Source organism: Elioraea tepidiphila DSM 17972 (assembly GCF_000378465.1).
Taxonomy (GTDB): domain Bacteria; phylum Pseudomonadota; class Alphaproteobacteria; order Acetobacterales; family Acetobacteraceae; genus Elioraea; species Elioraea tepidiphila.
Map to the genome: position 1 here is coordinate 84,285 of NZ_KB899914.1, position 26,936 is coordinate 111,220.

Genomic DNA, 26,936 nt, shown 5'->3' on the forward strand with positions numbered 1-26,936 from the left:
CCCGCCCGCGTCATCCGGCCGTCGCTTTCCCCCGGCCCCGGCCACGGTTATGGTGCCCCCGACTCCGCCATGGATGGAAGTTTCGCATGAAGTTCTTCGTCGACACCGCCGACATCGCCGAGATCAGGGCGCTCGCCGCGCTCGGCATGGTCGATGGCGTCACCACCAACCCGTCGCTGATCGCCAAGTCCGGGCGCAAGATCACCGAGGTGATCGTCGAGATCTGCGAGGCGGTGCCGGGCCCGGTCTCGGCCGAGGTCACCGCGACCGAGTTTGCGCCGATGCTGAAGGAGGCCCGCTTCCTGCGCGGCCTCGCGAAGAACGTCGTCGTCAAGCTGCCGCTGACCATGGACGGGCTGAAGGCGTGCAAGGCGCTGTCGGACGAGGGCGTGCCGGTGAATGTCACACTCTGCTTCTCGGCCGCGCAGGCGCTGCTCGCGGCCAAGGCCGGCGCTGCCTATATCAGCCCCTTCGTCGGCCGGCTGGATGACGTGGGTCAGGACGGCATGGCGCTGATCGCCGAGATCGTCGAGATCTACGCCAACTACGATTTCGGCACGGAGGTGCTGGTGGCCTCGGTGCGCAACCCGATGCATGTCGTGCAGGCGGCGAAGCTCGGCGCCGATGTCGCGACCTTGCCGCCCGCGGTGCTGCGCCAGCTCTTCCAGCATCCGCTGACCGACAAGGGCCTCGCGGCGTTTCTCGCCGACTGGGCCAAGACCGGACAGTCGATCCTGTGAGCACGGACCGGCCCCGCTCGCGCAGACGGGCCGGCACGGTCGAGCCCGATCCGGACGAGGCCGCCTTCGTCGAGGCGTTCCTGCGGGCACACCCCGGCTTCCTCGCCGATCGCCCTGCCCTGTACCGCGCACTGACGCCGCCCCGGCGCGTGCATGGCGAACGGCTCGCCGACCACATGGCGGCGATGCTGGAGGTTGAGCGCGAGCGCGGCGTGCAGTTGCGTGACCGTACAGAGGCGCTGCTCGCGGCGGGGCGCGCCAATGCCGCGATCCAGTCGCGTGCGCAGCGCGCGGTGCTGGCGGTGATGGCCGCGCGCGGCGCGGCCGAGGCGCTCGACATCATCGTGCAGGACTGGCCTGCGCTGCTCGGCGTCGATGTCGTGGCGGTCTGCGCCGAGGCGCGCGCGCTGCCGCTCGCGCGTCCGCTGCCGCGCGGGTTCGTGGCGCGCATGGTGCCGTCCGGCACGCCCGTGGCCTTGCGCCCGCAATCCTTCGAGACGGAAACCCTCTACGGCGAGGCGGCACCGCTGGTCGCCTCCGATGCGCTCGCACGGTTGCCGCTGCCGAAAGGCGGCGAGGCGCTGCTCGCCTGCGGCGTGCGCGACCCGGGCGCCTATGAGCCGGGCCAGGGCACCGACGTGCTGGCCTTCCTGGCCGCCGTCACCGCCGTTGCGCTCACGCGCAGCCCGTGACCGCGGACGCGGCGCTCACGTCGTTCCTCGACTGGCTCGCCGCCGAACGCCGGGCCTCGCCTGCGACCATCACCGCCTATCGTCACGACATCGCCACGTTCCTCGGCTTCCTGACGCGCCATCTCGGCGCGGCCCCGGATCGCGCCGCGCTCGGTGCGCTCACGGCGGCCGATTTCCGCGCCTGGCTCGCCGAGCGCGCCGCCGAGGGTGTGACCAACGCGACGCGCGCGCGCGGGCTCGCGGCGCTGCGCAGCTTCTATCGGTTCCTGGCGCGGAACGGCGGGCCGGACTGTCCGGCGATCCGCCTGATCGCCACGCCGCGCGCGCGCGTCCCGGCCCCGCGCGCGCTGAGCCGGATCGACGCCGAGACACTCGCCGCCGAGGCGGGCACCTTGGCCGACGAGCCCTGGATCGCCGCGCGCGATGCCGCGCTCGTGCTGCTGCTCTACGGGTGCGGGCTGCGCGCGGCCGAGGCACTCGGGCTCACCCGCCGCGACGCGCCGCTGCCGGGCGGGTCGGCGAGCCTGCGCGTGCGCGGCAAGGGGTCGAAGGAGCGCGACGTGCCCGTGCTGCCGGTCGTGCGCGAGGCGATCGGCGACTACATCCGGCTCTGCCCGCATCCGCTCGCGCCCGACGCGCCGCTGTTCCGGGGCGTCCGCGGCGGACCGCTGAACGACCGGCTGCTCCGGCTCGCGCTCGCCCGCGCGCGCGCCGCCCTCGGTCTGCCGGATCACGCTTCGCCGCATGCGCTCCGGCACAGCTTCGCCACGCATCTGTTGCAGGCGGGCGCGGATCTGCGCGCCATCCAGGAACTGCTCGGCCACGCCAGTCTCTCGACCACGCAGCGCTACACCGCGGTGGACGAAGCGCAGGTGATGGCGGTGTGGCAGCGGGCGCATCCGCGCGCGGCCGGGACCGGTTAGCGCCCTCGTCCCCGCCCCGCCGCGACGGCGGCAACGATGCCGCAGGCCGCCATCACCCAGGGCATCGGCAGGATCGAGGCCGCCGCCGCCGCCGCCGCGCCGGCGGCGATCTGGATCGCGCCGGCCAGGCTCGCCGCCGTACCGGCGCGCTCGCCGAACGGCGCGAGCGCCTCGGCGAAGGCGGCGGGCAGTGCGAAGCCGAGGCCGAGCACGAACACCAGCATCGTCACGTTCACCGCGTGCTTGCCGAACATCCCGAGCGGGTCGAGCGCGGCCATGCCGAGCCCGCCCGCCAGCATGAGCGCCACGCCGATCGCCATCGCGCGTCCCGGGCTGCCCCGCTTCATCAGCGCCCGCGCGGCGCCGCCACCGATCAGCACGCCGAGCACCGCGATCAGCGGATAGACCGCATAGGCCATCGGCGTCAGGCCGAAGACCGTGATGTAGAGCGTGGGGCTGCCCGCGCCGAAGGCGAAAAGCCCGCCCATCGCCCCGGCCGCCACGGCGGCCGGCGGGCGGAAACGACCGTCGCGCCAGACGGCGCGGTACGCGTGAAGCACCGCGCCAAGCTCGAGCGCCGGCGCGCGCACCCGGCTGGTCTCGGGCATGGCCGCCGCCGCCCAGGCCAGCACGCCGAGTCCCGCCCCCGCGCTGGCCCAGAAGCCAAGCCGCCAGCCCTCCGCCTGTTCGAGCGCGGCGCCGGCAAGCGGCGCGAGCGCCGGCACCGCCGCCGTCGCCATCGACAGTGCGGCCATGCCGCGGCCGAGCGCCCGCCCCTCCGCGCCGTCGCGCAGGCTGGCCCGCGCGATCACCAGCCCGGCCGCGCCGCCCAGCGCCTGCAACGCCCGCCCGACCAGCAACACCCAGAACGCAGGGGCGAGGGCAGCGACCGCACTGCCGAGCGCGAACACGACCAGGGCGGCGAGCACCACCGGCCGCCGCCCGTGCCGGTCCGAGAGCGGGCCCCAGAGCAATTGCGACGGCGCGAAGGCGGCGAGGAACACCGCGACCACCAGCCCGGCCGCGCCGGCGCCGAACTCGGCCCCGATCGCCGGCAGGCTCGGCAGTGGCAGGTTGGCGGCGACCTGGCCGATCCCGGCGACGCTGGCCAGCAGGACGAACGGAACGGCCGTGGCAGGCGCCGAGAGAGCGGCGGTCGTGGTGCCGGTCCTGGGCGCTCCGTCCATGCGCCGGACCTTCGCGGCAGAGGCCGCGCGCGTCAACGCCTCGCCGGGGCGTGCGCCGCGAGCATCGTGCCGGCGAGGATCAGCGCGATCCCGGACGCGGCCACGGCATCGGGGACGAGGCCGAACAGCAGCAGGTCGAAGCCGAGCGCCCAGGCGAGCTTCACGTATTGCCAGGGTTGGAGTGTCGCGACCTCGGCCCGCTGCAAGGCCGCCGCGAGCGTCCACTGCCCGGCCGCCTGGAGCGCGGCGAAGGAGGCGAGCAGAACCCAGTCGGCCCCGCTCGGCGCGGTCCAGAGGAGCGGCATGGCGAGCCCGGTCATCGCCGCACCGACCAGCGCCGATTGCAGGGTGAAATCCATGGCGGTCGCCTCGCCGCGCAGCCGCCGGGCGAGCAGCTGGTAGCCGGCATAGGCGAACTGGCCGGCGACCGCGAAGGCCGCGGCCGGCTGGAACGCCGCGAGCCCCGGCCGCAGCACCGCGAGCACGCCGAGGAAACCGAGCGCGACCGCGGTCCAGCGCCGGGCGCCGACGCGCTCGCCGAGCACGGGGCCGGCGAGCACGGTCAGGATGATCGGGCCGGTGAATCCGATCGCCGAGACCTCGATCACCGGCATGCGCGCATAGGCCAGGATCACCAGGATCGAGGAGCCGATCACGCCGATCCCGGCGAGCCGCATGTCGCGGGCGCGCGGCGGAAACAAGGCGCGCCGCCACGCCGCCTGCGGGCGCGGCAGGAACGGACTGATCACGGCGGCGGCCAGCAGCAGGAGGGCGCAGCGGAGGAAGGTGATCTGCATCGCGTCGATCCGCGCGCTGAGCAGCTTCGCGGTCACGTAGCCGGCCGTGTAGAGCAGGCCTGACAGCACGACGAGCAGAGGGCCGAGGAGAGCGGGGCGCGGCATGGGCTCGGGCGAGCCTCGCACGCGCGGCCGCACGGCGGAACCGGCGGACATGATCGAAACGCGATCCGGCGTCCGCGGACACGCAGCGGACATCTCCGACCGCCACACACCGGCCGAACGAGCGATTTCCCTGCGAGGAGTGCATCGATGCTCACCACGCCATTGTCCGAGCGGTTCGGCCTGACCCTGCCGGTGGTCTCCGCCGGCATGGCCCTTGTCGCCGGCCCGCGGCTTGCCGCCGCGGTGTCGAATGCGGGCGGCCACAACCGCGCCGAGGCGACCACGATGACGCTGCTGCCGGCGGTGATCCGTGCGGTGGCCCCCCTGCCCGTGCTGGCGGCCCGGGGGAGCGGACGGGCGCGCACTGTGCCATGCCGCCATGCGCGACTGGCGCGCCCGCGAGGCGGAGGCAGCGGTGCTGCCGGCCGAGATCGTCGGCGAGACGGTGATCGGCGCCTCGCTTGTCGCCATGCCCCGCTTCTCGGCGATCCTGCCGACCGTGGCCACAAGCGGCAAGCTCGGCCAGATGTGCCTGACTGCGGGCGAGGCGGCCGGAAACATCGCCGCGGTGCTGCCCGCCGCCGCGATCCTGGAGGCGTTCCGGCGCGAGGCCGCCGACGCCCTGAACCGGCTGACCGGGCGCAGCGCGCGCAAGGCGGCGGCCCGAGCCGATGCGCCTGATCCGTCCCGCCCGCGCCGAGGACGCCGCCGCGATCGCGCGGCTGTTCCTGATCTCCTCGGACGGGCTCGCCGCCTATATTTGGGGCCTGCTCGCCGGGCCGGGCGAGCCGCTGGAGGCGGTCGGGCGTCGGCGCTACGCGCGCACCGGCGTGGCGTTCTCCTGGGAGAACGCGCTGGTGGCCGAACAGGAGGGCGCCGTGGTGGGCATGGCGCATGCCTTCCCGATCGGCGTTTCGGATGCGCCGAGCGAGGAGCCCGATCCCATCCTGCGGCCGTATGCCGAGCTCGAGGAGCCGGGCAGCCTCTACCTCGCCGGCCTGGCGATCGAAACGCCCTACCGCGGCCTTGGCATCGGCTCGGCGCTGATGGACGCGACCGAGGCGCGGGCTGCCGCGCGCGGGTTCGACCGGGTCAGCACGATCTCTTTCGCGATGAACACCGGCGCCTATCGGCTCTACGAACGCCGCGGCTATGTCGCCAAGGACCGCCGTCCGCTCGTGCCGCACCCGACGCTGCGCTATACCTCGGGCGACGCCGTGCTGCTGGTCAAGACGCTCGGCTGATCCCCGCCACCGGCGTTTGACGCTGCGGCGCAGCAGGCGTATCCCTTGGCCTCGGTTCTGAAGGGCGCGGCATCACTGGCCCGCGCCCTTTTGGTGCGAGAGGAAAGCCGCGATGGATGCCCGCGACGCCCTGATGCTGGGCCGGGACAGCGAGGGCAGGCTGGTGCGCCGGCCGCTCAGCCCGCATCTCCAGGTCTACCGGTGGCAGATCACCATGACGCTGTCGATCCTGCACCGGATCACCGGCGTCGGGCTGGTGATCGGCACGGGGCTGCTGGTGTCCTGGCTGATGGCGGTCGCCTCGGGCCCGGTGGGCTTCGCCGAGGCGCAGGCGTTCTTCGGCAGTGTCCTCGGCCGGTTCCTGCTGTTCTGCTGGACGCTCGCGCTGTTCTACCATTTCTGCAACGGCATCCGGCACCTCGCCTGGGATCTCGGCCACGGCTACGACCTCGAAACCTTCAGCCGCTCGGGCTGGTTCACGGTCGGCGCCACGGTCGGGCTGACGCTGTTCGCCTGGATCCTCGGCTACGCGCTGCTGGGCTGAGGAGCGAGGCGATGGCAACCGAGAAGCTCTCCCAGCGCACGCTGCGCTCACCGCTCGGCCGCGTGCGCGGGCTTGGTGCGGCGAAGGAGGGTGCGCATCACTGGTGGGTGCAGCGGCTGACCGCGGTCGCGCTGGTGCCGCTGACGCTCTGGTTCGTGGCCAGCGTGATCGTGCTCGGCGGCGCCTCGCATGGCGAGGTCGTGCTGTGGATGGCGCGCCCGCACAACACCGTGCTGCTGCTCGCGCTGATCGGCGCGACCTTCTGGCATGGCGCGCTGGGCTTGCAGGTCGTGATCGAGGACTACATCCGCAGCGAGCGCACGCGGCTCGCGGCGATGCTGGCGATGAAGGCGGCGATGCTGCTGCTCGCGCTGTTCGCCGCGGTCGCGGTGCTGAAGGTCGCGCTCTAGCGGCCGGGGACAGGACGGGATTGAGATGAACGCCATCACGCTTCCCTCGCAGCGTGCCTATCGGATCGTCGATCACACCTACGACGTGGTGGTGGTCGGCGCCGGCGGCGCGGGACTGCGCGCCACGCTCGGCATGGGTGCCGCGGGGCTGAAGACCGCCTGCGTGACCAAGGTGTTCCCGACGCGCAGCCACACCGTCGCCGCCCAGGGCGGGATCGGTGCGGCACTCGGCAACATGGGGGAGGATGACTGGCGCTGGCACATGTACGACACCGTGAAGGGGTCGGACTGGCTCGGCGACCAGGACGCGATCGAGTACATGTGCCGCGAGGCGATCCCGGCGGTCTACGAGCTCGAGCATTTCGGCGTGCCGTTCAGCCGCACCGAGGACGGAAGGATCTATCAGCGCCCGTTCGGCGGCCACATGAAGGAGTACGGCAAGGCGCCCGCCATGCGCGCCTGCGCCGCGGCCGACCGCACCGGACATGCGATCCTGCACACGCTCTACCAGCAGTCGCTCAAACACGAGGCCGAGTTCTTCGTCGAGTATTTCGCGCTCGACCTGATCATGGATGACGACGGCGCCTGCCGCGGCGTGGTCGCCTGGAACCTCGAGGACGGCACGATTCACCGCTTCCGCGCCGCGCTCACGGTGCTCGCCACCGGCGGCTACGGGCGCGCCTATTTCTCCTGCACCTCGGCGCATACCTGCACGGGTGACGGCAATGCGATGGTGCTGCGCGCCGGCCTGCCGCTCCAGGACATGGAGTTCGTTCAGTTCCATCCGACGGGCATCTACGGCGCGGGCTGCCTGATCACCGAGGGCGCGCGCGGCGAGGGCGGATACCTGACGAACTCCGAGGGCGAGCGCTTCATGGAGCGCTACGCGCCGACCGCGAAGGACCTCGCCAGCCGCGACGTGGTGTCGCGCTCGATGACGATCGAGATCCGCGAGGGCCGGGGCTGCGGCCCGCACAAGGACCATGTGCTGTTGCACCTGGAGCATCTCGGCGCCGATCTGCTCGCCGAGCGCCTGCCCGGGATCAGCGAGACCGCGAAGATCTTCTCGGGCGTGGATGTCACGCGCGAGCCGATCCCGGTGCTGCCGACCGTGCACTACAACATGGGCGGCATCCCGACGAACTACCGCACCGAGGTGATCACGCATGGCCCCGACGGCGACCGCGTCGTGCCGGGACTGATGGCGGTCGGCGAGGCCGCCTGCGTGTCGGTGCACGGCGCCAACCGCCTCGGCACCAACTCGCTGCTCGACCTCGTGGTGTTCGGCCGGGCCGCCGCGCACCGCGCCGCCGAGATCGTCAAGCCGGGCCAGAGTCAGCCGCCGCTGCCCGCACGCGCGGGCGAGCGCGCGCTCGACCGCCTCGACCGCACCCGCCACGCCAAGGGCGGGACGAACACCGGCGAGATCCGGCTTGCGATGCAGCGCACCATGCAGGATCACGCCGCGGTGTTCCGCACCTCCGCCTCGCTCGCCGAGGGCGTGGAGAAGATGCGCGCCAACTGGCGCCACATGGACGACCTGCGCGTGAACGATCGCAGCCTGATCTGGAACAGCGACCTCGTCGAGGCGCTGGAACTCGACAACCTGATGGGCAATGCGATGACCACCATCGTCTCGGCCGAGGCGCGCCACGAGAGCCGCGGCGCGCATGCGCACGAGGACTACCCCGAGCGTGACGACGAGAACTGGATGAAGCACACGCTCGCTTGGTGCGACGAGACCGGGCAGGTGCGGCTCGACTATCGCGGCGTGACCCTGACCACGCTCACCAACGAGGTGCAGAGCTTCCCGCCCAAGGCGCGCGTGTACTGAGCGCGGAGAGGACCAAGACTCATGGCGACGTTCACCCTGCCCGCGAATTCGAGGATCGGCGCCGGGCAGACCCACAAGGCCCCTGCCGGCGCCAAGCGGGTGAAGGAGTTCCGGGTCTACCGGTGGAACCCGGATGACGGGCAGAACCCGCGCATGGATACGTTCGAGATCGACCTCGACCAGTGCGGTCCGATGGTTCTCGACGCGCTGATCAAGATCAAGAACGAGGTCGACACGACCGTCACCTTCCGCCGCTCCTGCCGCGAGGGCATCTGCGGCTCCTGCGCGATGAACATCGACGGCACCAACACGCTCGCCTGCCTCAAGCCGATCGACGAGGTGCAAGGGCCCGTGAGGATCACGCCGCTGCCGCACATGCCGGTGGTGAAGGATCTCGTGCCCGATCTGTCGCAGCCCTATGCGCAGCTCCGTTCGATCGAGCCCTGGCTGAAGGCGGACACACCGCCGCCCCCCGATGCCGAGCGGCTGCAGAGCAAGGAGGAGCGCGCGAAGCTCGACGGGTTGTGGGAATGCATCCTCTGCTTCTGCTGCTCGACGTCCTGCCCGTCCTACTGGTGGAACGGTGACAGGTATCTCGGCCCGGCTGTGCTGCTCCAGGCCTATCGCTGGATCGCCGACAGCCGCGACGAGGCAACCGGCGAGCGGCTCGACGCGCTCGAGGACCCGTTCAAGCTGTATCGCTGCCACACCATCATGAACTGCACCAAGACCTGCCCGAAGGGACTGAACCCGGCGCAGGCGATCGGCGAGATCAAGAAGCTGATCGTCGAACGACGGGGATAGCGCGGCGGCGCGGCTCCGGGCCGCGCCGGGCCTCAGCCGGCCGAGGCGCGGTCGCGCTGCACGCGGTAGCGGCCGGGGTCCATCACCCGCGTGCCTTCGGGATTAGTCGGCGAGAACTCGAACACTGGTCCCTCCCAGTCGCCGAAGTCGAGGGGGCGGGACCCGTCCGTCCAGTGGTGGTAGGTCTGGGTGTCGCGCGCGGCGATGACGCGCGCACCGGTCCGCAAGGCCAGTTCGCCGCAGAAGCGCCGCCCGTCGCCCCAGGTGCCGCGGTTCGGCGCGTAGGTGTCGGCGGGAGCGCAGGCGAACAGCACGATCAGGTCGACCAATCCGCGCCACGCGTCGGTCAGGTGCACAGTCCAGAGCGTCAGCCCCTCGCGGCCGAGCTGCAACCCGAAGCCGCCATGCGCATCCGGCGTGCACGTCTGGTTGCCGAGATCCCAGTTGGCCTCGAAGCCGTGGCTGAGCAGGTGCAGTCGGTCCAGCTTGCGCCGTTCGCGGGCCCGCCGCGCGACCGTATCGACGATCTGGCGGATGCCGGTATTCTGGTTCACCTGCATCACGAAGCTGTACCAGGTGGGCGTGGCCCCGGCCAGCCGGCGGTCATGCACGACCATTGATGGCATCGCTGCGCCTCCAAGACGTGATCCTGTCCTCGCCCGGTCGGACCAGTGTTCCATAGTGGCGTCGGTTCCTCAATCATGGTCGCCCGTGTCGGGTCCGAAGCCGGAGGCCCTCGCCTCGGCCGCGGATCGATCAGAAACCTGTTCCATTTCGTCTGCGTCCCGTGCTTTGCTTTCCCGATCGCAGTCGGGGAGGACGGCCATGGCCTATCCTCTGGCCAGGATCGACGGTATCGGCCGCAAGCAGGCGGAGGCCCTCGCCGCTGTCGGCGTCAGGACCACCGAGGAACTGCTGGAGGCGGCCGCGCGGCCGAAGGGGCGCGCCGCGCTCGCCGAGCAAACGGGGATTGCCGAGGACACCCTGCTCGACTGGGCCAACCGCGCCGATCTGCTGCGCATCGCGGGGCTCAGCGCTGAGCTCGCCGTCCTGCTCGGCGCCGCCGGCGTCGCGACCGTGCCCGCGCTGAAGCGTCAACGCGCGGATGCGCTCGCCGCCGCGCTTCAGGCCGCGAACGCGAGGCGCAAGCTGCTGCGGCGCGCGCCCGGCGAGGCGCAATGCGCGAAGCTGATCGCGGCGGCGAAAACGCTGCGTCGCCGCCTGAGCTACTGACGTCTCCTATCCGTCCAGCCGGACGTTCGCCGCGCGCGCGACCTCGCCCCATTTCGCGATCTCGTCGCGGATGAAGGCGCCGAACGCCTCCGGCGGGCCGGCCGCCGGAATGCCGCCCATGTCGATCATGCGCTGGCGGGTCTCGGGATGCGCGAGTGCCGCCTGGATGTCGGCGCTGACCTTGGTGACGATCGCCTCCGGCGTCGCCCGGGGTGCGATGATCCCCGACCAGCCGGCGGCATCGAAGTCGGGTGCCACGGTCTCGGCCACCGTCGGGATGTCGGCCAGCAGGGGCGAGCGCGTCGCCGTCGTCACCGCGAGCGGGCGGACGCGCCCGGCGCGGATATGGCCGAGTGCGGCGGCCACGCTGTCCAGCATGATCGGCACCACGCCGGCGATCACGTCGGTCATCGCCGGCGCCGAGCCGCGATAGGGCACGTGCGTCATCCTGATGCCGGCCCGGGTGGCGAACAGCTCCGCGGTCAGATGCTGCGCCGTGCCCGGCCCGGCCGAGGCGTAGTTCAGCGCACCGGGATCGGCCTTGGCGCGGGCGACCAGATCCTGCACGGTCTTCGCCGGGAACTCGGGGTGCACGACCAGCACGAGCGGGGCGAGAAACACGTTCGAGACGGGCGCGAAATCGGCGATCGGGTCGTAGGGCAGCCGCGCGATCACGTTGGGGTTGATCCCCAAGGTTCCGGAGGTTCCCATGATCAGCGTGTGCCCGTCGGGCGCTGCCTGCTTGCCGGCCTCGAGCCCGACCGCGCCGGCCCCACCCGCGCGGTTCTCCACCAGCACGCGGTGCGGCCACATCGCCGAGAGCCGGTCAGCGAGCAGCCGCGCGAACAGGTCCGCGGCCTGGCCGGGCGGGAACGGCACGATGATGCGCACCGGCCGATCAGGATAAGCGTGGGCGACGGGCGCGAGCAGCAGGACGGCGGAGGCAAGCGCGGCCCGGCGGGAGAGCGGGGACATGGGGACGCTCCTCTCAGACGCGGCAGTCAACCCGCTGCCGTTGACGCATACCGTGCTGCGTTCTCCGCCGGCGCGCAACCGCTGTCGCGCTACCGCTTCCGCCCGCCGGCGAAGGCGAGGATGCCGGCAGCGGCGCTGATCGCCGCTCCGCCGATCCAGACCCAGACATCCGGCACCTCGCCCAGCACCAGCAGGCCGAACCCTGACGCCCAGACCAGGCGCAGGAAGTCCACCGGATAGAGCAGCGAGGCATCGGCATTGCGGAACGCCTGGCCGAGGGCGAGCTGGCCAAGGGTCGCGAGGGCACCGATCGCGACCAGGAACATCAAGGCCCGCGCGCTCGGCCACACCCACACCGGCAGCGCGAAGCCGAGGCTGATCGGGATCAGCAGCAGCGCCATCCAGGCGGCGATCGTCAGGCTCGTCTCGGTGCGTGCCAGGCTCTTGATGGTGGTCATCACCGCCGCCCAGAACAGCGTCGCGAGCAGCACCAGACCGGTGCCGAGGCTGAACGGCACGGCGCCCGGCCGCACGATGGCGATCGCGCCGGCCACGCCGAGGGCGAGTCCCAACAGCCGCACGGGGTCGAGCCGCTCGCGCAACAGCACGATCGCCATCGCGGTCGCGACCACCGGGCCGAGGAAGGACAGCGCCGTCACCTTGGCGAGCGGGGCGAGGCTGAGGCCGAGGAAGTAGCTCAGCATGAACCCGGCATTCAGCACCGCACGGAACGCGTGGGCCGGGAAACGCGTCGTCCGGAGCGCGGCGAAGCCGCCGCGCATGATCCAGGGCGACATCAGCAGCAGGCCGATCAGGCTGCGGAAGAAGGCGGTCTCGAAGGGATGCACTTCCCCCGAAACGAAACGAATGAGGCTATGGCTGCCGGCGAACCCGAAGGTTGAAACCACCATCAGGCCAACGCCGCGCGCCGCCCGGGCATCGAGTGAGGGAAATCCCGCCATGAACGGCGCCGAGATGTGCACGAACCGCCGGGTTGTGCAACGCCCGCGTGAGGATGTCTTTCCTTGCACGCCCATGCACGAGGATTGCGACACCCGTTGCATCCGAACGCGCGACTTGGCATCACATGCGCCGCATTGGCACAGGGAGAGGTCCGATGGCGCGAGCGAGCGGCGGGGCGAAGACGAAGGCTCAGGGCAAGACGGCCAAGAAGCCGGCGCCGGCAGCGGCGAAGCCGGCGAAGGCCGCCGCGACGCGCACCGCCAAGCCGGCGGCCAAGCCCGCCCCGGCGCCCGAGATGCGGCTTTCGATCGCCGCCGCCCTGCTGCGCAAGAACGCGCGGCGCATCGGCGCCTGACCACGCGCGGCCAGGGGCATCCAGTCGCCGGCCGGGCCGTTGCCGCGGCCCGGTCTTGACCGTGCGACCTGAACGCAGGAAGCGCGGCGCATGACCGCCGCGCTGCGCGCCTTTCTCGCCGATCTCTGGCGGCTCACGGCCCCCTATTTCTGGTCCGAGGACCGCCGCGCGGGCCGAGTGTTGCTGGCCGTGATCGTCGGCATGAATCTCGGCCTCGTCTACCTGAACGTGCTGTTCAACCAGTGGAACAACCGGTTCTACACCGCCCTCCAGCACCGCGACTGGGATACCTTCGTCGCTGAACTCGGCTGGTTCTGCTTCCTCGCGGTGTTGTTCATCATCGTCGCCGTCTATCAGACCTACCTCAACCTCATGTTGCAGATCCGCTGGCGGCGCTGGCTGACCGAGCGGTACCTCGCGCGCTGGATGCAGGGCCACGCATACTATCGCATGGTGCTGGCCGGCCACCCCGACGCCGACAATCCCGACCAGCGCATCGCCGAGGACCTGAAGCTTTTCGTCGACCGGACACTCCGGCTCTCCCTCGGCCTGCTCTCCTCCGTGGTCACGCTCGCCTCCTTCATCGCCATTCTCTGGGCGCTCTCGGCGGACGCGCCGCTCGTGCTCGCCAACGGCGAGGTCGCCGTGCCGGGTTATCTCGTGTGGTGCGCGCTCGTCTATGCGGTGGTCGGAACCTGGGTGATCGACCGGGTCGGCCGGCCGCTCGTGCGGCTCAATTTCGACCAGCAGCGCTTCGAGGCGGATTTCCGCTTCGCCTTGATGCGGGTGCGCGAGAACGCGGAAGGCATCGCGCTCTACCACGGCGAAGCCGAGGAGGCGGAGGGCTTCCGCCGGCGCTTCACCGCGCTGATGGCGAACTGGTGGGCGATCATGCGCCGCCAGAAACGGCTCACCTGGTGGAGCGCCGGCTACAACCAGATCGCGATCGTCTTCCCCTTCCTGGTCGTCAGCCCCGCCTACTTCGCGGGCCGGATCGAGCTCGGCGGGCTGATGCAGACCGCCTCTGCCTTCGGCCAGGTGCAGAGCGCGCTGTCGTTCTTCGTCAATGTCTATGCCGAGCTCGCCGAGTGGAAGGCGGTGGTGGATCGGCTCACAGGCTTCGAGCGCGCGGTCGCCGCGGCGGAGGCGACGCAGCAGGGCGGCCCGGAACGGGTCGCGGCCGCGCCGCTCGGCGCCGAGGCGCTCGCGCTCGATCTGCCCTCCGGACGACCGCTGATCGAGGCGCCATCGCTCGACCTGCGCGCGGGCGAGGCCGTGCTGATCACCGGAGCGTCCGGGTCGGGCAAGTCGACCTTGTTCCGCGCGCTTGCCGGGCTCTGGCCGTTCGGCCGCGGCCGGGTGCGCATCCCCGACGGCGCGCGGCTGATGTTCCTGCCGCAGCGCGCCTATCTGCCCGAGGGCACGCTGCGGCGCGCGCTGCTCTACCCCGCGACCGACGGCGCCGACGACGCGACGCTGATCGCCGTGCTGCGCGAGGTCGGGCTCGGCGCGCTCGCGGACCGGCTGGACGAGGTTGCCCCCTGGGCACAGGTGCTCTCGGGCGGTGAGCAGCAGCGTCTCGCCTTCGCACGCGCGCTGCTGCAGCGCCCGGATGCCCTGTTCCTCGACGAGGCGACCAGCGCGCTCGACCCGGAGGCCGAGCGCACCCTGCTCCGGCTTCTGCGCGCGCGGCTGCCGGAGGCGACCATCGTCTCGATCGGCCATCGCGACAGCCTCGCTGCGCTGCACGACCGCCACCTCGCCGTCGTGCCGCGCGGCGACGGGCCCGCACGGCTGGAGCCCCGGTGAATCCGTTCACCGTGCACCTGGTCGCGGCGGCGCGGCCCAACCTGATGAAGGTCGCGCCGCTGTGGTGGGCCCTCAAGGACGAGGCCTGGTGCCGCCCGCTGCTGGTGCACACCGGCCAGCACCGCGACGCCCCGATGGCGGGCGACATCATGGCTGAGCTCGACCTGCCGGAACCGCACATCAGGCTGGGCATCGCCGCCGGCAGCCACGGCGAGACGATCGGCCGCACCATCGAGGCCTATGACCGGGTCCTGGCCTCCGAACCGCCCGATCTCGTGGTGGTGGTGGGCGACGTGCACGCCACGCTCGCCGCCGCGATCGCGACCATGCATCGCGGGGTGCGTCTCGCCCATCTGGAGGCGGGGCTGCGCAGCGGCGACCGCACCATGCCCGAGGAGATGAACCGCATCCTCACGGACCACGCGGCCGACATGCTCTGGACCACGGACGTCCTCGCGGAGGCCAATCTGCTGCGCGAGGGGATCGATCCGGCGCGGATCGAGCGCGCGGGCGACATCACGATCGACACGCTGGAAGTGATGCGCCCGGCGATTGCGGCGCATCCCGGGCCCGATATGTTCGGCGTCACGCCGGGCGGCTACGGCGTCGTCACGCTGCATCGGCCGGCGAATGTCGACGCGCCTCACACGCTCGCGGCCCTGCTCGCATCGCTCGGCGCGATCGCGCGTGAGCTGCCCCTGCTGTTCCCGCTCCATCCGCGCACCGAGCGGCGGCTGGCCGAGACCGGCCTCGCGCTGCCGCCCGGGCTGCGCGCCCTGCCGCCGCTCGGCTACGTGACGTTCCTGGCGCTCGTCTCGCGCGCGGCCGTGGTGATCACCGATTCGGGCGGCGTGCAGGAGGAGACGAGCCATCTCGGCATCCCCTGCGTGACGCTGCGGCCGACCACCGAGCGTCCGGCGACCGTGACCGCCGGCACCAACCGCCTCGCCGACGCGGCCTCGCTCGCCGAGGCCGTGCGTGCGCCGCGCACCCGTCATCGGCCGCGCCACGACGGGCGGGCGCGGTTCCGGCTGGCTGCCGCGATCCGCCGGCTTGCCGTGGCGGTCAGTGACCCGGCAGACCGAGCAGCGGCGCCAGTTCCTCGAACAGCACCTTGAGCGCGCCGAGCTGCCCCGACAGGCTCACACCCGGAGGCGGCAGCGACGGGGCCGCAGCGACCGCGCCCGCCAGGCCGGGAGGCGGGAACCGGTCCTGCATCACCTCGGCCTTGGAGAGCGAGGCCGACCCGTCGTAGTCGAAGCTCGCGATCAGCGCCCAGCCCACCGCCACGCCGCCGAGCGCGCCAGCCCCCAGCGCGGCCGCGAGTTCCTCCATCTCCGTGCCCTGGCTCAGCATCGTCGCATACGCGACTCCGCGCGCGAGTCGGGAGACCTCGGCCGCGGTCAGCGTGCCATCGCCACTGACATCCGCCCAGGCCCAGACCGCATCGATGCAGGCCGCGGCTTCGCCATGCGCGCAGGCCGCCTCGATCCCGTCGAGCGCGCCGAGGAACGACAGGCCCTCGCCGTGCAGCAGCGCGAGGGGCGTCGGGAGCGCTGGGCAGCGCCGGAACGACCGGGCCGGGGCATCGCCGGGCAGGTCGGCGTCGGCGAGCTTTTCGGGCGGTTCGCGCGTCTCAAGTCCCGTCGGCGTGGCCCGCAGCAGCAGCCGCGTATGCTCCTCGTCGTCGCCGACCGCGAGGGTGAACCCGTCACCGACCGTGCCGGTGCGCGTGATCCGCCACAGGCGCTGGGTGCCGCCCGTGGGCAGCATGGCCCAGCCGCGATGGGTGGCGAACAGCATCGCCTCGGGTGCCGCGCATTCGCCCGAGACCCAGAGCCCCTGCATCGGCTCGGGCAAGGCGGCATTCTGGGCGCCCGCCGGCACCGCCCCCAGCAGCGCCGCAGCAAGCACGAGATGTCCCGGTCGCATCATGGTCCCTCCCCTCACGGTGCCAGCGTGATCTCGCCGCCCGCACACAGATCGGCGCCGGCGAGGCGCGCCTCCTGCCCGTTGCGGAACCGGGCCGTCACGTCGTAGGCGCACACGCCCTCCTGCGGCGGCGCGAGCGCAAGCGACCGGCCGACGCCGAGGATCTGGTCGCCCAGCCGGTCCGGGCCGCGCCGGGTGCCCGGCGGGTCGACATGGAGCGCGATGATCGGGGCCGGCCCGGCATTGACGAACCGTACCGATCCGGCCGCCGGCGCATCGACCCAGCCCGCCTCGATGACGAGCTCGCTGATCCGGCAGAGGTCGATGCCGGATCGCTCGTCCGCCGGTCCCTGGTCGTAGTTCACGCGGATCGTGAAGCTGCACCCCTGCGCCGGGTCGAGATCGACCTCGACCTGGTCGCCCTGCGACAGCATCCGCACGCCGAGCCGGTCCGGCCCTTCGTCCGGGGCACCATCCGGGAAGACATAGAGCGAGAACACCGTGCGGCCGGAGCGGTTGATCAGGGTCACGCGCGGCCCGGTCACGCGCGGCCCCGCCCCGGGGCCGACCGACCCGGGCGTGAACGCGACGAGATCGTCCGCCACCGTCCAGCCCGGCGCGATGGTCAGGGGAGCGATCGCGCAGAGATCGACATTGCGCCGTTCCTCGGCGGCCTCGTTGTCGTACTCGACGCGGATGTCGTAGCTGCACCCCTGATCGGGCACCTGCGCGGTGAAGCGCGCGCCTGCCTCGAAAACCGCACTGCCGAGGCGGTCCTCGAGCCACTCGTTGCCGCCGGCGGGGCGGATGTAGAGATACATGATCGTGCGCGGCCCGGCATTGACGAGCTCGACATCCCGGTCCGGCGCCGCCGTCGGCCCGCTGCGCGCCGCGATGACCTCGCGCTCGCGGCAGATGTCCACACGCTCGCGGATGTCCTCGGCGCCATCGTCGAAGACGATGCGGATGTCGGCCGAGCAGCCGAACCCGGCCGGCAGGCGCACGACGAAGCTGCGCCCCGCCGGCACCATCTCGGCGCCGAGACGGTCCGGGCCCCAGTTGCGCGCGCCCGTGCCGCCGCGGGCGACGAACAGCTCGTAGACCGTGACATCGCCCTCGTTCTTGAGCGTGAAGCTCGGCGCGGGCTGCTGGCGCTGCCCCTGCGCCGCCGCCGGAGCGGCCCAGAGCGCAGCCGCGACCAGAAGGAGACCCGCGATGACAGGCCATCGACGTTGCATCACCGTACTCTCCTCCGCGCGGCGGGCGGACGCCGGTCCGCCCGTCCGCGACGATGCCACGGCCCCTTCCGGGACCGCAACCGGTCCGCTGGGTCCGGCGCGCCGGATGTTGCGATCCGATGACGCGCCACCGTAGCGTGTGAGCGGACCGGCGGGGAGAAACGGCATGGACAAGGCGTTGCGCGGCAAGTTCGGCAAGCTGCTCGCCCGCTATCGGGTGACCAAGGGCAAAGGCTTCCGCCTTGCCGACCACGACCCCGCCGATACGGCCGGGCTCGACTACAGCAAGGCCGAGGCGCGCGAACTGCTCGCGCGCGGTACCGCGCTGCTCGCCGAGGAACAGAGCAAGCTCTACGCCCAGGACCAGTGGTCGGTGCTGCTGCTGCTCCAGGCGATGGATGCGGCCGGCAAGGATGGCACGATCAAGCACGTGATGAGCGGCGTGAACCCGCAGGGCTGCGACGTGTTCAGCTTCAAGGCGCCGCATGCCGAGGAGCTGGATCACGACTTCCTGTGGCGGCACGTGCGCCGTCTGCCCGCACGCGGCCACATCGGCATCCACAACCGCTCCTGGTACGAGGAGGTTCTGGTCGTGCGCGTGCACAAGGAGATCCTCGCGCGCCAGAAGCTGCCCGACGCTGTGCGCGGCAAGCGCCTGTTCGACCGCCGGCTCGAGGACATCGCCGCGTTCGAGCGCTACCTCGCCAACCAGGGCACCGCGATCGTGAAGGTGTTCCTGCACATCTCGCGCAAGGAGCAGAAGAAGCGCTTCCTCGAACGGATCGACCACCCCGAGAAGAACTGGAAGTTCTCCTCGCGCGACGTCGCCGAACGGGGGTACTGGGAGGACTACATGCAGGCCTACGAGACGGCGATCCGCGCGACCGCCGCCCCGCACGCGCCATGGTACGTGGTCCCGGCGGACAACAAGTGGTTCACCCGCCTGGTCGTCGCGGGTGCGCTGCTCGCCACGATGGGAAGCCTCGACCTCGCCTTCCCCACCCTGCCGGCGGAGGAGAAGGCGAAGCTCGCCGAGGCGCGCGCCAAGCTCGTCGCCGAGAAGGACTGATACCGGGCTGCCAAAGGTTTGACCGTTGGCAGCCCGGTATCGCGCGCAGGGCTGGTGTGGCGGCTGCGCGCCAAAGGAGACCTCATACCCGGCGCACGAAGGTGAAACCTTCGTGCGCCGGGTATGAACCGCCTCAGCGCCGCGGCAGTTCCTGCTCCACCAGCTGGGCCCAGAAGGCCGCGCCGATCGGCAGGATCTCGTCGTTGAAGTCGTAGCGCGGGTGGTGCACCGGCACGCTGCCGGCGCCATCCTTGCCGCGCTGGCCGATGCGTACGAAGCAGCCCGGCACCTTCTGCGCCATGTAGCTGAAGTCCTCGCCGCCCATGCGCACCGGCAAGGTGCGGTGCACCTTGCCCTCGCCCAGCAGCGCCTCGGCCGCACGCGCGGCCGCCTCGGTCGCCTCGGGCGCGTTGATCACCGGCGGGTAGCCGCGGCGGTAGTCCACGTTGACGGTGGCGCCGAAGGCGGCCGCGACCGACTGCGCGATCTCCTCCATGCGCCGCGCGATCAGGTCCTGCACCGCCGGGTTGCGCGTGCGCACCGTGCCGTTCAGCATCGCGTCCTCGGGGATCACGTTGCCGGTCGACCCGGCGTGGAACTGCGTGATCGACACCACCGCCGGGTCGGCCGGATCGATGCCGCGCGAGACGATGCTCTGCAGCGCCAGCACCAGGTGGGAGCCGATCAGCACCGGGTCGATCGCGTGGTGCGGGCGCGCGGCGTGCCCGCCCTTGCCGGTGATGGTGATGGTGAAGCGATCGGAAGCGGCGGAGACGGCGCCTTCGGCGACGGCCATTTCGCCGACCGGCATCTGGTAGTCGTTATGGGCGCCGAACACCCGATCGCAGGGGAAGAGGTCGAACAGCCCCTCCTCGACCATGATCCGCCCGCCGCCGGCGCCTTCCTCGGCCGGCTGGAAGATGAAGTGCACCGTGCCGTCGAAGTTGCGGGTCTCGGCCAGGTACTTGGCCGCGCCGAGCAGCATGGTGGTGTGGCCGTCATGGCCGCAGGCATGCATCCGCCCGGGGTTCCGCGAACGGTGGGGGAAGTCGTTCGCTTCCTCCATCGCAAGGGCATCCATGTCGGCGCGGATGCCGATCGCGCGGGGACTGTTGCCGACCTTCAGCGTCCCGACCACACCGGTGCGCGCGAGGCCCCGATGCACGGCGATGCCCCACTCGGCGAGCTTGGTCGCAACGATCTCGGACGTGCGGTGCTCCTCGAGTCCCAGTTCGGGGTGGGCGTGCAGGTCGCGGCGCCATTCGGTGAGTTCGGGAGCCATTGCGGCGAGGCGGTTCGGAACGGGCATCCAGGTCTCCTGTTCAAGAGCCGGGGGGACCACGGTGGTCCCCCCGGACCCCCCTCCATGAGGGCGGCCCTCCCGTTGGTCGGGCCGCGCGTCGTTCCCGGGATTGGGGGTGCGGGGGCAAGGGCCAACGGCCCCCGCCGCTATTTCTCCAGCCTGTAGCGGAAGTCGCAATGGCTGGCACCCCCCATGATGGTCTGGGTGCGCGTGAGCTTGATCCTTGGGTCGTAGCCCTCGCAGAACGTGCCGTCGCGGTTGCACGACAGCACCGCGCCGAGATGGCCGATCCCCATCGCCTTGTAGGTCTCGGCGTAGCGACAGCGCGTCACGTTGAAGTGAAACTCCGTCTCGGTGCGCTTGAGCACGTCGATCCGGAGCGCGTCGTCCCTGGTCCAAGCGGGCAGCGTCGCCTCGAAGCTGGCCAGATCCGTCTTGCCGTCCGGCGCCTTCTTCGCCCACTCGGCGCCCGCGGCCCTGGCCATCTTGATCACAGCGCGCGCCAGGATCTCCCGTGCCCGTTCCGCGCCGAGCTCGGCCGCCATCTCCTCAAAGACACCCTTCGCGAAGGCCGCCTCGATCGTACGCTGGCGCAGGATGCCGATCTCGTCGCTCATGGTTCCGTCCGTCCCCGGTTCGGCCGGAACATTAGCCGCGGGGTTGCGACAGGCGAAGGGCCGCGCGACGATGCGCATCAGGATCGCGACGAGGAGGAAACGATGATCCGTCGCCGCACGCTGCTGGCGGCCCCCGCGCTGTTGACCATCCCGCACGCAAGGGCCCAGGACCCTTGGCCATCACGGCCGGTGCGCGTCATCGTACCCTCCGCGCCCGGGGATGGCGGCGATTCCATTGCCAGGCTCTACGCCGCGAAGCTCCAGGAGGCGCTCGGCCAGCCCTTCCCGGTCGAGAACCGTACGGGAGCCGGCGGACGGATCGGCACCGAGGCGGCCGCGCGCGCCGCGCCGGACGGCTACACGCTGATCATGGGCAATGCCGGCAGCCACGGCATCAACGGCGCGGTCTATCGCAACCTCCCCTACGACCTGGTGCGCGACTTCCAGCCGATCAGCCTGCTGGTGGAGGCGCCGAACGTCCTGGTGGTGAACCGCAAGGTGCTGGATGTCGGCTCGGTGGCCGAGTTGATCGCCTACGCCAAGGCGCGGCCGGGCCAGCTCGACTACGCCTCGGGCGGCGTCGGCACCTCGGCGCACCTGTCGATGGAGCTGTTCAAGTCGATGGCCGGGCTCGACCTGCAGCACGTGCCGTTCCGCGGGGCGGCGAACGGGCTGCAGGGGCTCGTTTCGGGCCAGCCGCCGGTGATGTTCGTCAACCTGCCGCCGGCGATGGGGATCATCCAGCGGGGCGAACTGCACGCGCTCGCAGTGACGTCGATGGAGCGCTCGCCCGACCTGCCCGATACGCCGACCGTGCACGAGAGCGGCTTGCCGGGGTTCGAGACCATCGCCTGGTTCGGGCTGCTGGCCCCTAGCGGCACGCCGCGGCCGATCGTCGATCGCCTGCATGCCGAATGCGTCAAGATTGCCGCGATGCCGGACGTGATCACCGCCGTGCGGCGGATCGGCGGCTTCCCGCGCGCGACCACGCCCGAGCAGTTCCACGAGCGCGTGCGCAACGATGTCGCGAAGTGGCAGCGGCTGGTCGCCGAGAAGAACCTCGCCCTGGAGTAGATGGTGCGGATCGCCGAGGTCCGCTTCGCGGGCATCAACGTCACGCCGAAGACCAACTGGTCGTTCGTGGAGGTGCGCACCGAGGACGGGCGCACCGGCACGGGCGAGTGCACGCTCGCCAATCACGAGGCAGCGCTGGAGGTGGAAATCGCGCGGCTCGATGCGGCGCTGCGCGGGGCGGATGCGCGCGACCGCAACGCGGTGACGCGGGTGCTGGTGCACGCGCCGGCCGGGCTGGTGCGGCATGCCGCGGTCTCGGCGCTCGAACAGGCGCTGTGGGACCTCGCCGGACAGGAGGTGGGGGTGCCGATCTGGCGCCTGCTTGGCGGTCGGCTGCGCGGGCGCGTGGTGCTCTACGCCAACATCAACCGGGGGGTGGCGGAGCGCGTGCCGGCGGGCTTCGCCGCGGCCGCGCGCCGCGCCGTCGATGACGGGTTCACCGCGGTGAAGCTCGCACCGTTCGATCCCTTCGTCTGGGAGGACGCCGCCGAGCCGGCGCAGCGCGCGGCCTATGCGCAGGGACTGGAGCGCATCGCCGCGGTGCGCGACGCGGTCGGGCCCGGGATCGACGTGATGGTGGACTGCCACTGGCGCTTTTCGGCCGGCGGCGCGGCCGCGCTCGTGCGCGACGTCGCGCGGTTCGATCTCCACTGGCTGGAATGCCCGCTCGCCGAGGCGAACCTTGCCGAGATCCGCCGCATCCGCTCGATGGCGAACGACCGCGGCATGCGGCTTGCGGGCGCAGAGACGCTCGCCGGGCTCGCGGGCTTCGCGCCCGTGATCGCCGCCGGCGCCTATGACGTGTTGATGCCCGACATCAAGTACTGCGGCGGGCACGAGGAGATGCGCCGGATCGCCGCACTCGCACAGGTGCACGGGATCGAGATCGCGCCGCACAACCCCACGGGGCCGATCTGCCACGCCCACACCGTGCAGGTCTGCGCGACCATCCCGAATCTGGGGCGGCTGGAGGTGCAGTTCGGCGAGACCCCGCTGTTCTTCGGCATCGCCGCCGGCGCCGTGCCCGCCATCTCGGGCGGCGCGGCGCCGGTGCCGGAGCTGCCCGGTCTCGGCGCGGGGCTCGCTGAGGGCGTGGCGGCCGAGCGCCCCTGGCGTCCGATGGGTTCCCCCTGGCTCGATCCGAGGCTCGGCTGATGTACGCACGCATTCGCGACACGACGATCTATTTCGATGTCGATGGCATGGGGCTCGTGCCCGATGGCCCACGCATGCGCGAGCGGCCAACCGCCTTCGTCATCCATGGCGGGCCGGGCTCGGACCATTCCGGGTTCAAGCCAGGCTACACGCCGCTGACGCGCGCGATGCAGCTCGTCTATTTCGACCATCGCGGCCAGGGCCGGTCGGCGCGCGACGGCGATCCCGCGCGCTGGACGCTGGACGAGAACGTCGAGGACATGGAGGCGCTGCGGCGCCATCTCGGGCTCGGGCCGATCGTCTCGATCGGCACGAGCTATGGCGGCATGGTCGGCATGGCGCATGCCGCGCGCTACCCGGAAGCGGTCTCGCACCTGATCCTGGTGGTGACCGCTTCCCATGGCGGGTTCATCCGCCGTGCGCGCGAGATCCTCGCCGAGCGGGGCACGCCGGAACAGCAGCGGATCACGGCCTCGCTCTGGGACGGGGGGTTCAAGAGCGAGGACGACGTGCGGCGCTTCCACACCGTGATGGGGCCGCTCTACTCGCGCCGCTTCGACCTCGAGAAGGCGCGGCCCGCGCTCGCGCGCCTGCCCTACGCGCCCGAGCCGCTGAACCGCGCCTTCGGGCCGGGCGGGTTCCTGCGCCGCTTCGACCTCCGTCCCGAACTCGCCCGCATCACCGCCCCGACCCTGATCATCGCCGGCCAGCACGACTGGATCTGCCCGCCCGAGTTCTCCGAGGAGATCCATCGCCTGATCCCGGGCTCGCGCTACGAGCTGTTCGAGAACAGCAGCCACTCGATCCGCGCCGACGAGCCCGAGCGGCTGATGGCGACGATCCTGGGCTTCGTCGGCGCCCCCGTCACGGATTGACGTGTCGCAGCATCGGCCGCAGGCTCGCCGTCACGCAACGGAACGGGGAGACGACGATGCGTATCCTGGCAGTGGCGGCGCTGGCAGCCGCGGTCGCGTTCGGGCCGGCCGAGGCCAAGACCTTCACCTGGTCGTTCAACTCGGATGCCCTGACGCTCGACCCCCACTCGTCCAACAACACCTTCACCAACGCCTTCATCAACAACATCTACGAGGGGCTGACGCGCCACAACGCGAAGCTGGAGATCGAGCCGGCGCTGGCCGAGCGCTGGGAACTCGTCTCGCCGACCGTCTGGCGATTCCATTTGCGCCGCAACGTCGTCTTCCACGACGGCTCGGCCTTCGACGCCGACGATGTGCTGTTCACCTGGGCGCGGCTGAACACGCAGGGCGCGCTGGTGCGGCCAACCATCGGCCCTGTGACGGACGTGCGCAAGATCGACTCCCACACCGTGGAGATCGAGACCAGCCAGCCCTTCCCCGTGCTGCTCTCCTCGCTCACGCATTTCTTCGTCATGGACAAGGAGTGGAGCGAGCGGGTCGGCGCGACCTCGGCATCCGACCTCTCCGCCCAGCGCGAGAGCCCCGCCGCACGGCAGGCGAACGGCACCGGGCCGTTCCGGCTGCGCACACGCGAACCCGACACGCGCACGGTGCTGGAGGCGCACACGCGGTGGTGGGACCGGCCCACGCACAACCTGACCGAGGTGGTGTTCCAGCCGATCCGCAGCGCCGCGACCCGCACGGCCGCGCTGCTCTCGGGCGCGATCGACGCGACCGTGGAGATTCCGATCCAGGACATCCCGCGGATCGAGCAGAACCCCGGGCTGCAGGTGGTGCAGGGACCGGAGCTCAGGACGATCTATTTCGGCTTCGACCAGTATCGCGACGAGCTTCTCTACAGCGACGTGAAAGGGAAGAACCCGTTCAAGGACCGCCGCGTGCGCCAGGCGATCTACCAGGCGATCGACGTCGAGGCGATCAAGCGCAGCGTGATGCGCGGCCAGTCGTGGCCGGCGGGGATGATGGCGAGCCCCTTCCTCAACGGCGCGCCGCAGGATCTGAACACGCGGCCCTACCCCTACGATCCCGAGGCGTCGAAGCGGCTGCTCGCCGAGGCCGGGTATCCGAACGGGTTCTCGGTCGGGCTCTCCTGCCCGAACGACCGCTACGTCTATGACGAGCGCATCTGCCTCGCGGTGATCGGCATGCTCGGGCGCGTCGGCATCACCGTGCAGCCGCAGATCGAGCCGCTGAACGTCTGGTCGCGGCGCGTGAACACGCATGACCTGTCGATGTTCATGCTGGGCCATGCCGGCCTGCCGCTGATCGATGCGTGGTACGTGCTCTCCGAGGTGATCCAGACCAAGGGCCCGCGCACGGGTGGGCTGAACAGCGGCCGCTACTCCAACCCGAAGATCGACGAACTCACCCAGGCGGCCAGCCGCGAGACGGACGAGACCAAGCGGCGGGCCCTGCTGCGTGAGGCCTTCGCGCTCGAGCGCGAGGACATCGCCCACGTACCGCTGCACCAGCAGCCGATCGTCTGGGCCTCGAAGAAGGGCATCGAGCTCGCCCAGGCGCCGGACAACCGGCTGCGCCTGTGGCTGGTGCGCATGCCCTGATGCAGCACGCATCGCTGCTGATCCGGGGCGGGGTCGTCATCACGATGGACCCCGCCCGCAGGGTGATCGACGACGGTGCGGTCGCCGTGTCGGGCGACCGCATCGCCGCGGTCGGCCCGCGCGCGGAGGTCGAGGCCGTGTGGCGCGCGACCCAGGTGATCGACGCCAAGGGCCGTGCCGTGCTGCCGGGATTCATCGACGGCCATGCGCATGCCGGCCATGGCCTGGTGAAAACAATGGGCGGCGGCGACTCCGAGGCGTGGTCCGAGGCGTGCCGCATCATCTACACCCTTGCCTCGCCGCCGTCGTTCTGGCGCGCCGAGGCCGAGCTCGCGGCACTGGAGCGGCTGCGCAACGGCGTCACCACCGGCGTCTCCCTGCTCGGCGGCGGCGACTCGATCATGCGCACCGACAATCCGGCGCATGGCGACGCCCATTGCGAAGGCGTGGCCGCGGTCGGCATCCGCGCGATCGTCGCGGTCGGTCCGACTCGGCCGCCGCATCCGCGCGAATACGCGTCCTGGGAGAGCGGCACCGAGCGCCGCTATCCCGTGAGCTTCGAGCGGCAGGCCGAGACCTGTGCGGCGCTGATCGAGCGCTGGCATGGTGCCGCGGACGGGCGGATCGCGATCGCGACGCTGATGCCGGTCTACCGCGAGGCGACCCACGACGCGGCGAAGGTCGCCGAGATCGAACGCCAGGGCCGGATCATGCGGGAACTCGGCCGGAAGCACGGCACGCTCTTCCATCAGGACGGACACCGCTCCGGCTCGATCGAGATGGCTGACCGCATGTTCGGGCTCTGCGGACCAGACGCGTTCTTCAGCCACTGCACCGACCTGACGGAGGAGGACATCGAGACGCTGGCGCGCACCGGCACCGCGGTCGTCCACAATTCCTCGGCAATCGCGCAGGTGCGCGGGCACTGTCCGGTGCCGCGTCTCCTTGAAGCCGGCGTCACGGTGATGATCGCCTCGGACGGCACGGCACCGGATCGCGGCACTGACATGTTCCGCCACATGGTCATGTGCGCGCGGGTGCATCAGCGCGCGGCGCGCGACGAGCGGCTGATGCCGCCCGGCAAGCTGCTGGAGATGATCACGATCGACGCCGCGAAGGGGATCGGCCGCGAGGCCGATCTCGGCAGCCTCGAGGTCGGCAAGAAGGCCGATGTGATCACCGTCGATCTGGCCACGCCACACGCCTATCCGCCGAACATGCCGGTGCATCGCGTCGTCTGGTTCGCCCAAGGATCGGATGTGCGCGACGTGATCGTCGATGGCCGCGTGCTGATGCGCGAGCGCGCGGTGCCGCATCTCGACGAGGGCGCCATCCTCGCGGCCGCTGCGCGCGAGACCGAGACGATGCTGGCGCGCAGCGGCCTCGGGCATCTGACGCACGTCGATCCGGGCTGGCGGCGGGTCCGACTCTGA

At 71.4% G+C, this 26,936-nt stretch carries 27 protein-coding genes; 18 read left to right on the forward strand and 9 right to left on the reverse strand.

Annotated features, from left to right (window positions below; genetic code table 11):
* Positions 1-86: 86 nt before the first annotated feature.
* From fsa to F563_RS0105420, 3 genes are read left to right on the forward strand one after another with little or no spacing between them, the layout of a single operon-like run.
* A complete protein-coding gene (gene fsa, locus F563_RS0105410; protein ID WP_019013632.1) occupies positions 87-740 on the forward strand; it encodes a fructose-6-phosphate aldolase in 654 nt (217 codons plus the stop codon).
* Positions 737-1,432: a DUF484 family protein gene (locus F563_RS0105415; protein ID WP_019013633.1), complete on the forward strand. Its 696-nt coding sequence runs from the start codon at positions 737-739 to the stop codon at positions 1,430-1,432. Before fsa ends, F563_RS0105415 begins: the two co-directional genes overlap by 4 nt.
* Positions 1,429-2,355 carry a tyrosine recombinase XerC gene (locus F563_RS0105420; protein ID WP_019013634.1) on the forward strand — a complete coding sequence of 309 codons (927 nt, stop codon included), beginning with the start codon at positions 1,429-1,431 and terminating at the stop codon, positions 2,353-2,355. Before F563_RS0105415 ends, F563_RS0105420 begins: the two co-directional genes overlap by 4 nt.
* Here F563_RS0105420 and F563_RS0105425 read toward each other — a convergent pair.
* Both F563_RS0105425 and F563_RS0105430 read right to left on the reverse strand, forming a co-directional pair.
* Positions 2,352-3,542 (reverse strand): MFS transporter, encoded by a 1,191-nt coding sequence (locus tag F563_RS0105425; RefSeq protein ID WP_019013635.1) that lies wholly within the window; start codon positions 3,540-3,542, stop codon positions 2,352-2,354. The two genes, F563_RS0105420 and F563_RS0105425, sit on opposite strands and share 4 nt — an antisense overlap.
* 32 nt (positions 3,543-3,574) lie before the next feature.
* The gene (locus F563_RS0105430) at positions 3,575-4,444 is read right to left on the reverse strand and encodes a DMT family transporter (protein ID WP_162140569.1); all 870 of its coding nucleotides are present in this window, start codon (positions 4,442-4,444) and stop codon (positions 3,575-3,577) included.
* A gap of 671 nt (positions 4,445-5,115) precedes the next feature.
* Here F563_RS0105430 and F563_RS0105435 point away from each other — a divergent pair.
* The 5 genes from F563_RS0105435 to F563_RS0105455 all read left to right on the forward strand — a co-directional run bounded on the left by F563_RS0105435 (position 5,116) and on the right by F563_RS0105455 (position 9,280).
* Positions 5,116-5,688, forward strand: a complete 573-nt coding sequence (locus F563_RS0105435) for a GNAT family N-acetyltransferase (protein ID WP_019013637.1) — start codon at positions 5,116-5,118, stop codon at positions 5,686-5,688.
* Positions 5,689-5,800: 112 nt separating this feature from the next.
* Positions 5,801-6,232, forward strand: coding sequence for a succinate dehydrogenase, cytochrome b556 subunit (sdhC, locus tag F563_RS0105440; RefSeq protein WP_019013638.1), 432 nt, complete (start codon positions 5,801-5,803; stop codon positions 6,230-6,232).
* 11 nt (positions 6,233-6,243) lie between these two features.
* Entirely contained in the window at positions 6,244-6,642 is a 399-nt protein-coding gene (gene sdhD, locus F563_RS0105445) for a succinate dehydrogenase, hydrophobic membrane anchor protein (protein WP_019013639.1), read from the forward strand.
* Between the two features lie 25 nt (positions 6,643-6,667).
* Positions 6,668-8,476: a succinate dehydrogenase flavoprotein subunit gene (gene sdhA, locus F563_RS0105450; RefSeq protein WP_019013640.1), complete on the forward strand. Its 1,809-nt coding sequence runs from the start codon at positions 6,668-6,670 to the stop codon at positions 8,474-8,476.
* A 21-nt stretch (positions 8,477-8,497) separates the two neighbouring features.
* Positions 8,498-9,280 (forward strand): succinate dehydrogenase iron-sulfur subunit, encoded by a 783-nt coding sequence (locus F563_RS0105455; RefSeq protein ID WP_019013641.1) that lies wholly within the window; start codon positions 8,498-8,500, stop codon positions 9,278-9,280.
* Positions 9,281-9,312: 32 nt separating this feature from the next.
* Here F563_RS0105455 and F563_RS0105460 read toward each other — a convergent pair whose 3' ends face one another.
* Positions 9,313-9,906: a DUF4347 domain-containing protein gene (locus F563_RS0105460; RefSeq protein WP_162140570.1), complete on the reverse strand. Its 594-nt coding sequence runs from the start codon at positions 9,904-9,906 to the stop codon at positions 9,313-9,315.
* A gap of 199 nt (positions 9,907-10,105) precedes the next feature.
* Between F563_RS0105460 and F563_RS0105465 the strand changes: the two genes are divergently transcribed.
* Complete coding sequence (locus F563_RS0105465; protein WP_019013643.1) at positions 10,106-10,513, forward strand: DUF4332 domain-containing protein; 408 nt, start codon at positions 10,106-10,108, stop codon at positions 10,511-10,513.
* A 6-nt stretch (positions 10,514-10,519) separates the two neighbouring features.
* Here the strand turns inward: F563_RS0105465 and F563_RS0105470 are convergent, their stop codons facing one another.
* A complete protein-coding gene (locus F563_RS0105470; protein ID WP_019013644.1) occupies positions 10,520-11,488 on the reverse strand; it encodes a Bug family tripartite tricarboxylate transporter substrate binding protein in 969 nt (322 codons plus the stop codon).
* 89 nt (positions 11,489-11,577) lie between these two features.
* A complete protein-coding gene (locus tag F563_RS21665) occupies positions 11,578-12,552 on the reverse strand; it encodes an EamA family transporter (RefSeq protein ID WP_084596397.1) in 975 nt (324 codons plus the stop codon).
* Between the two features lie 53 nt (positions 12,553-12,605).
* On the opposite strand from F563_RS21665, the gene F563_RS25290 reads away from it, so the two are divergent.
* From F563_RS25290 to wecB, 3 genes are all read left to right on the forward strand, one after another.
* Complete coding sequence (locus tag F563_RS25290; RefSeq protein WP_019013646.1) at positions 12,606-12,806, forward strand: hypothetical protein; 201 nt, start codon at positions 12,606-12,608, stop codon at positions 12,804-12,806.
* Between the two features lie 90 nt (positions 12,807-12,896).
* Positions 12,897-14,615, forward strand: a complete 1,719-nt coding sequence (locus F563_RS0105485; protein WP_019013647.1) for an ABC transporter ATP-binding protein/permease — start codon at positions 12,897-12,899, stop codon at positions 14,613-14,615.
* Positions 14,612-15,733, forward strand: a complete 1,122-nt coding sequence (gene wecB / locus F563_RS0105490; RefSeq protein ID WP_019013648.1) for a non-hydrolyzing UDP-N-acetylglucosamine 2-epimerase — start codon at positions 14,612-14,614, stop codon at positions 15,731-15,733. The genes F563_RS0105485 and wecB overlap by 4 nt, the downstream gene beginning before the upstream one ends.
* Here the strand turns inward: wecB and F563_RS0105495 are convergent.
* Complete coding sequence (locus F563_RS0105495; RefSeq protein ID WP_019013649.1) at positions 15,681-16,550, reverse strand: hypothetical protein; 870 nt, start codon at positions 16,548-16,550, stop codon at positions 15,681-15,683. The genes wecB and F563_RS0105495 overlap by 53 nt on opposite strands.
* Before the next feature lie 11 nt (positions 16,551-16,561).
* Positions 16,562-17,788 (reverse strand): hypothetical protein, encoded by a 1,227-nt coding sequence (locus tag F563_RS0105500; RefSeq protein ID WP_156825072.1) that lies wholly within the window; start codon positions 17,786-17,788, stop codon positions 16,562-16,564.
* Between the two features lie 163 nt (positions 17,789-17,951).
* On the opposite strand from F563_RS0105500, the gene F563_RS0105505 reads away from it, so the two are divergent.
* Positions 17,952-18,854, forward strand: a complete 903-nt coding sequence (locus F563_RS0105505) for a polyphosphate kinase 2 family protein (protein ID WP_019013651.1) — start codon at positions 17,952-17,954, stop codon at positions 18,852-18,854.
* 133 nt (positions 18,855-18,987) lie between these two features.
* On the opposite strand, the gene F563_RS0105510 is transcribed toward F563_RS0105505, so the two are convergent.
* Positions 18,988-20,163 (reverse strand): M20 aminoacylase family protein, encoded by a 1,176-nt coding sequence (locus F563_RS0105510; protein WP_019013652.1) that lies wholly within the window; start codon positions 20,161-20,163, stop codon positions 18,988-18,990.
* A gap of 140 nt (positions 20,164-20,303) precedes the next feature.
* Positions 20,304-20,774 carry an L-2-amino-thiazoline-4-carboxylic acid hydrolase gene (locus F563_RS0105515; RefSeq protein WP_019013653.1) on the reverse strand — a complete coding sequence of 157 codons (471 nt, stop codon included), beginning with the start codon at positions 20,772-20,774 and terminating at the stop codon, positions 20,304-20,306.
* Between the two features lie 102 nt (positions 20,775-20,876).
* Here F563_RS0105515 and F563_RS0105520 point away from each other — a divergent pair, with 102 nt between their 5' ends.
* The 5 genes from F563_RS0105520 to F563_RS0105540 are packed head-to-tail and all read left to right on the forward strand — an operon-like array spanning position 20,877 to position 26,936.
* Positions 20,877-21,848, forward strand: a complete 972-nt coding sequence (locus F563_RS0105520; protein ID WP_019013654.1) for a Bug family tripartite tricarboxylate transporter substrate binding protein — start codon at positions 20,877-20,879, stop codon at positions 21,846-21,848.
* The gene (locus tag F563_RS0105525) at positions 21,849-23,003 is read left to right on the forward strand and encodes a mandelate racemase/muconate lactonizing enzyme family protein (protein WP_019013655.1); all 1,155 of its coding nucleotides are present in this window, start codon (positions 21,849-21,851) and stop codon (positions 23,001-23,003) included.
* Positions 23,003-23,878 carry an alpha/beta fold hydrolase gene (locus tag F563_RS0105530; RefSeq protein ID WP_019013656.1) on the forward strand — a complete coding sequence of 292 codons (876 nt, stop codon included), beginning with the start codon at positions 23,003-23,005 and terminating at the stop codon, positions 23,876-23,878. The genes F563_RS0105525 and F563_RS0105530 overlap by 1 nt, the downstream gene beginning before the upstream one ends.
* 56 nt (positions 23,879-23,934) lie before the next feature.
* Entirely contained in the window at positions 23,935-25,503 is a 1,569-nt protein-coding gene (locus F563_RS0105535; protein ID WP_019013657.1) for an ABC transporter substrate-binding protein, read from the forward strand.
* Entirely contained in the window at positions 25,503-26,936 is a 1,434-nt protein-coding gene (locus F563_RS0105540; RefSeq protein ID WP_019013658.1) for an amidohydrolase family protein, read from the forward strand. Before F563_RS0105535 ends, F563_RS0105540 begins: the two co-directional genes overlap by 1 nt.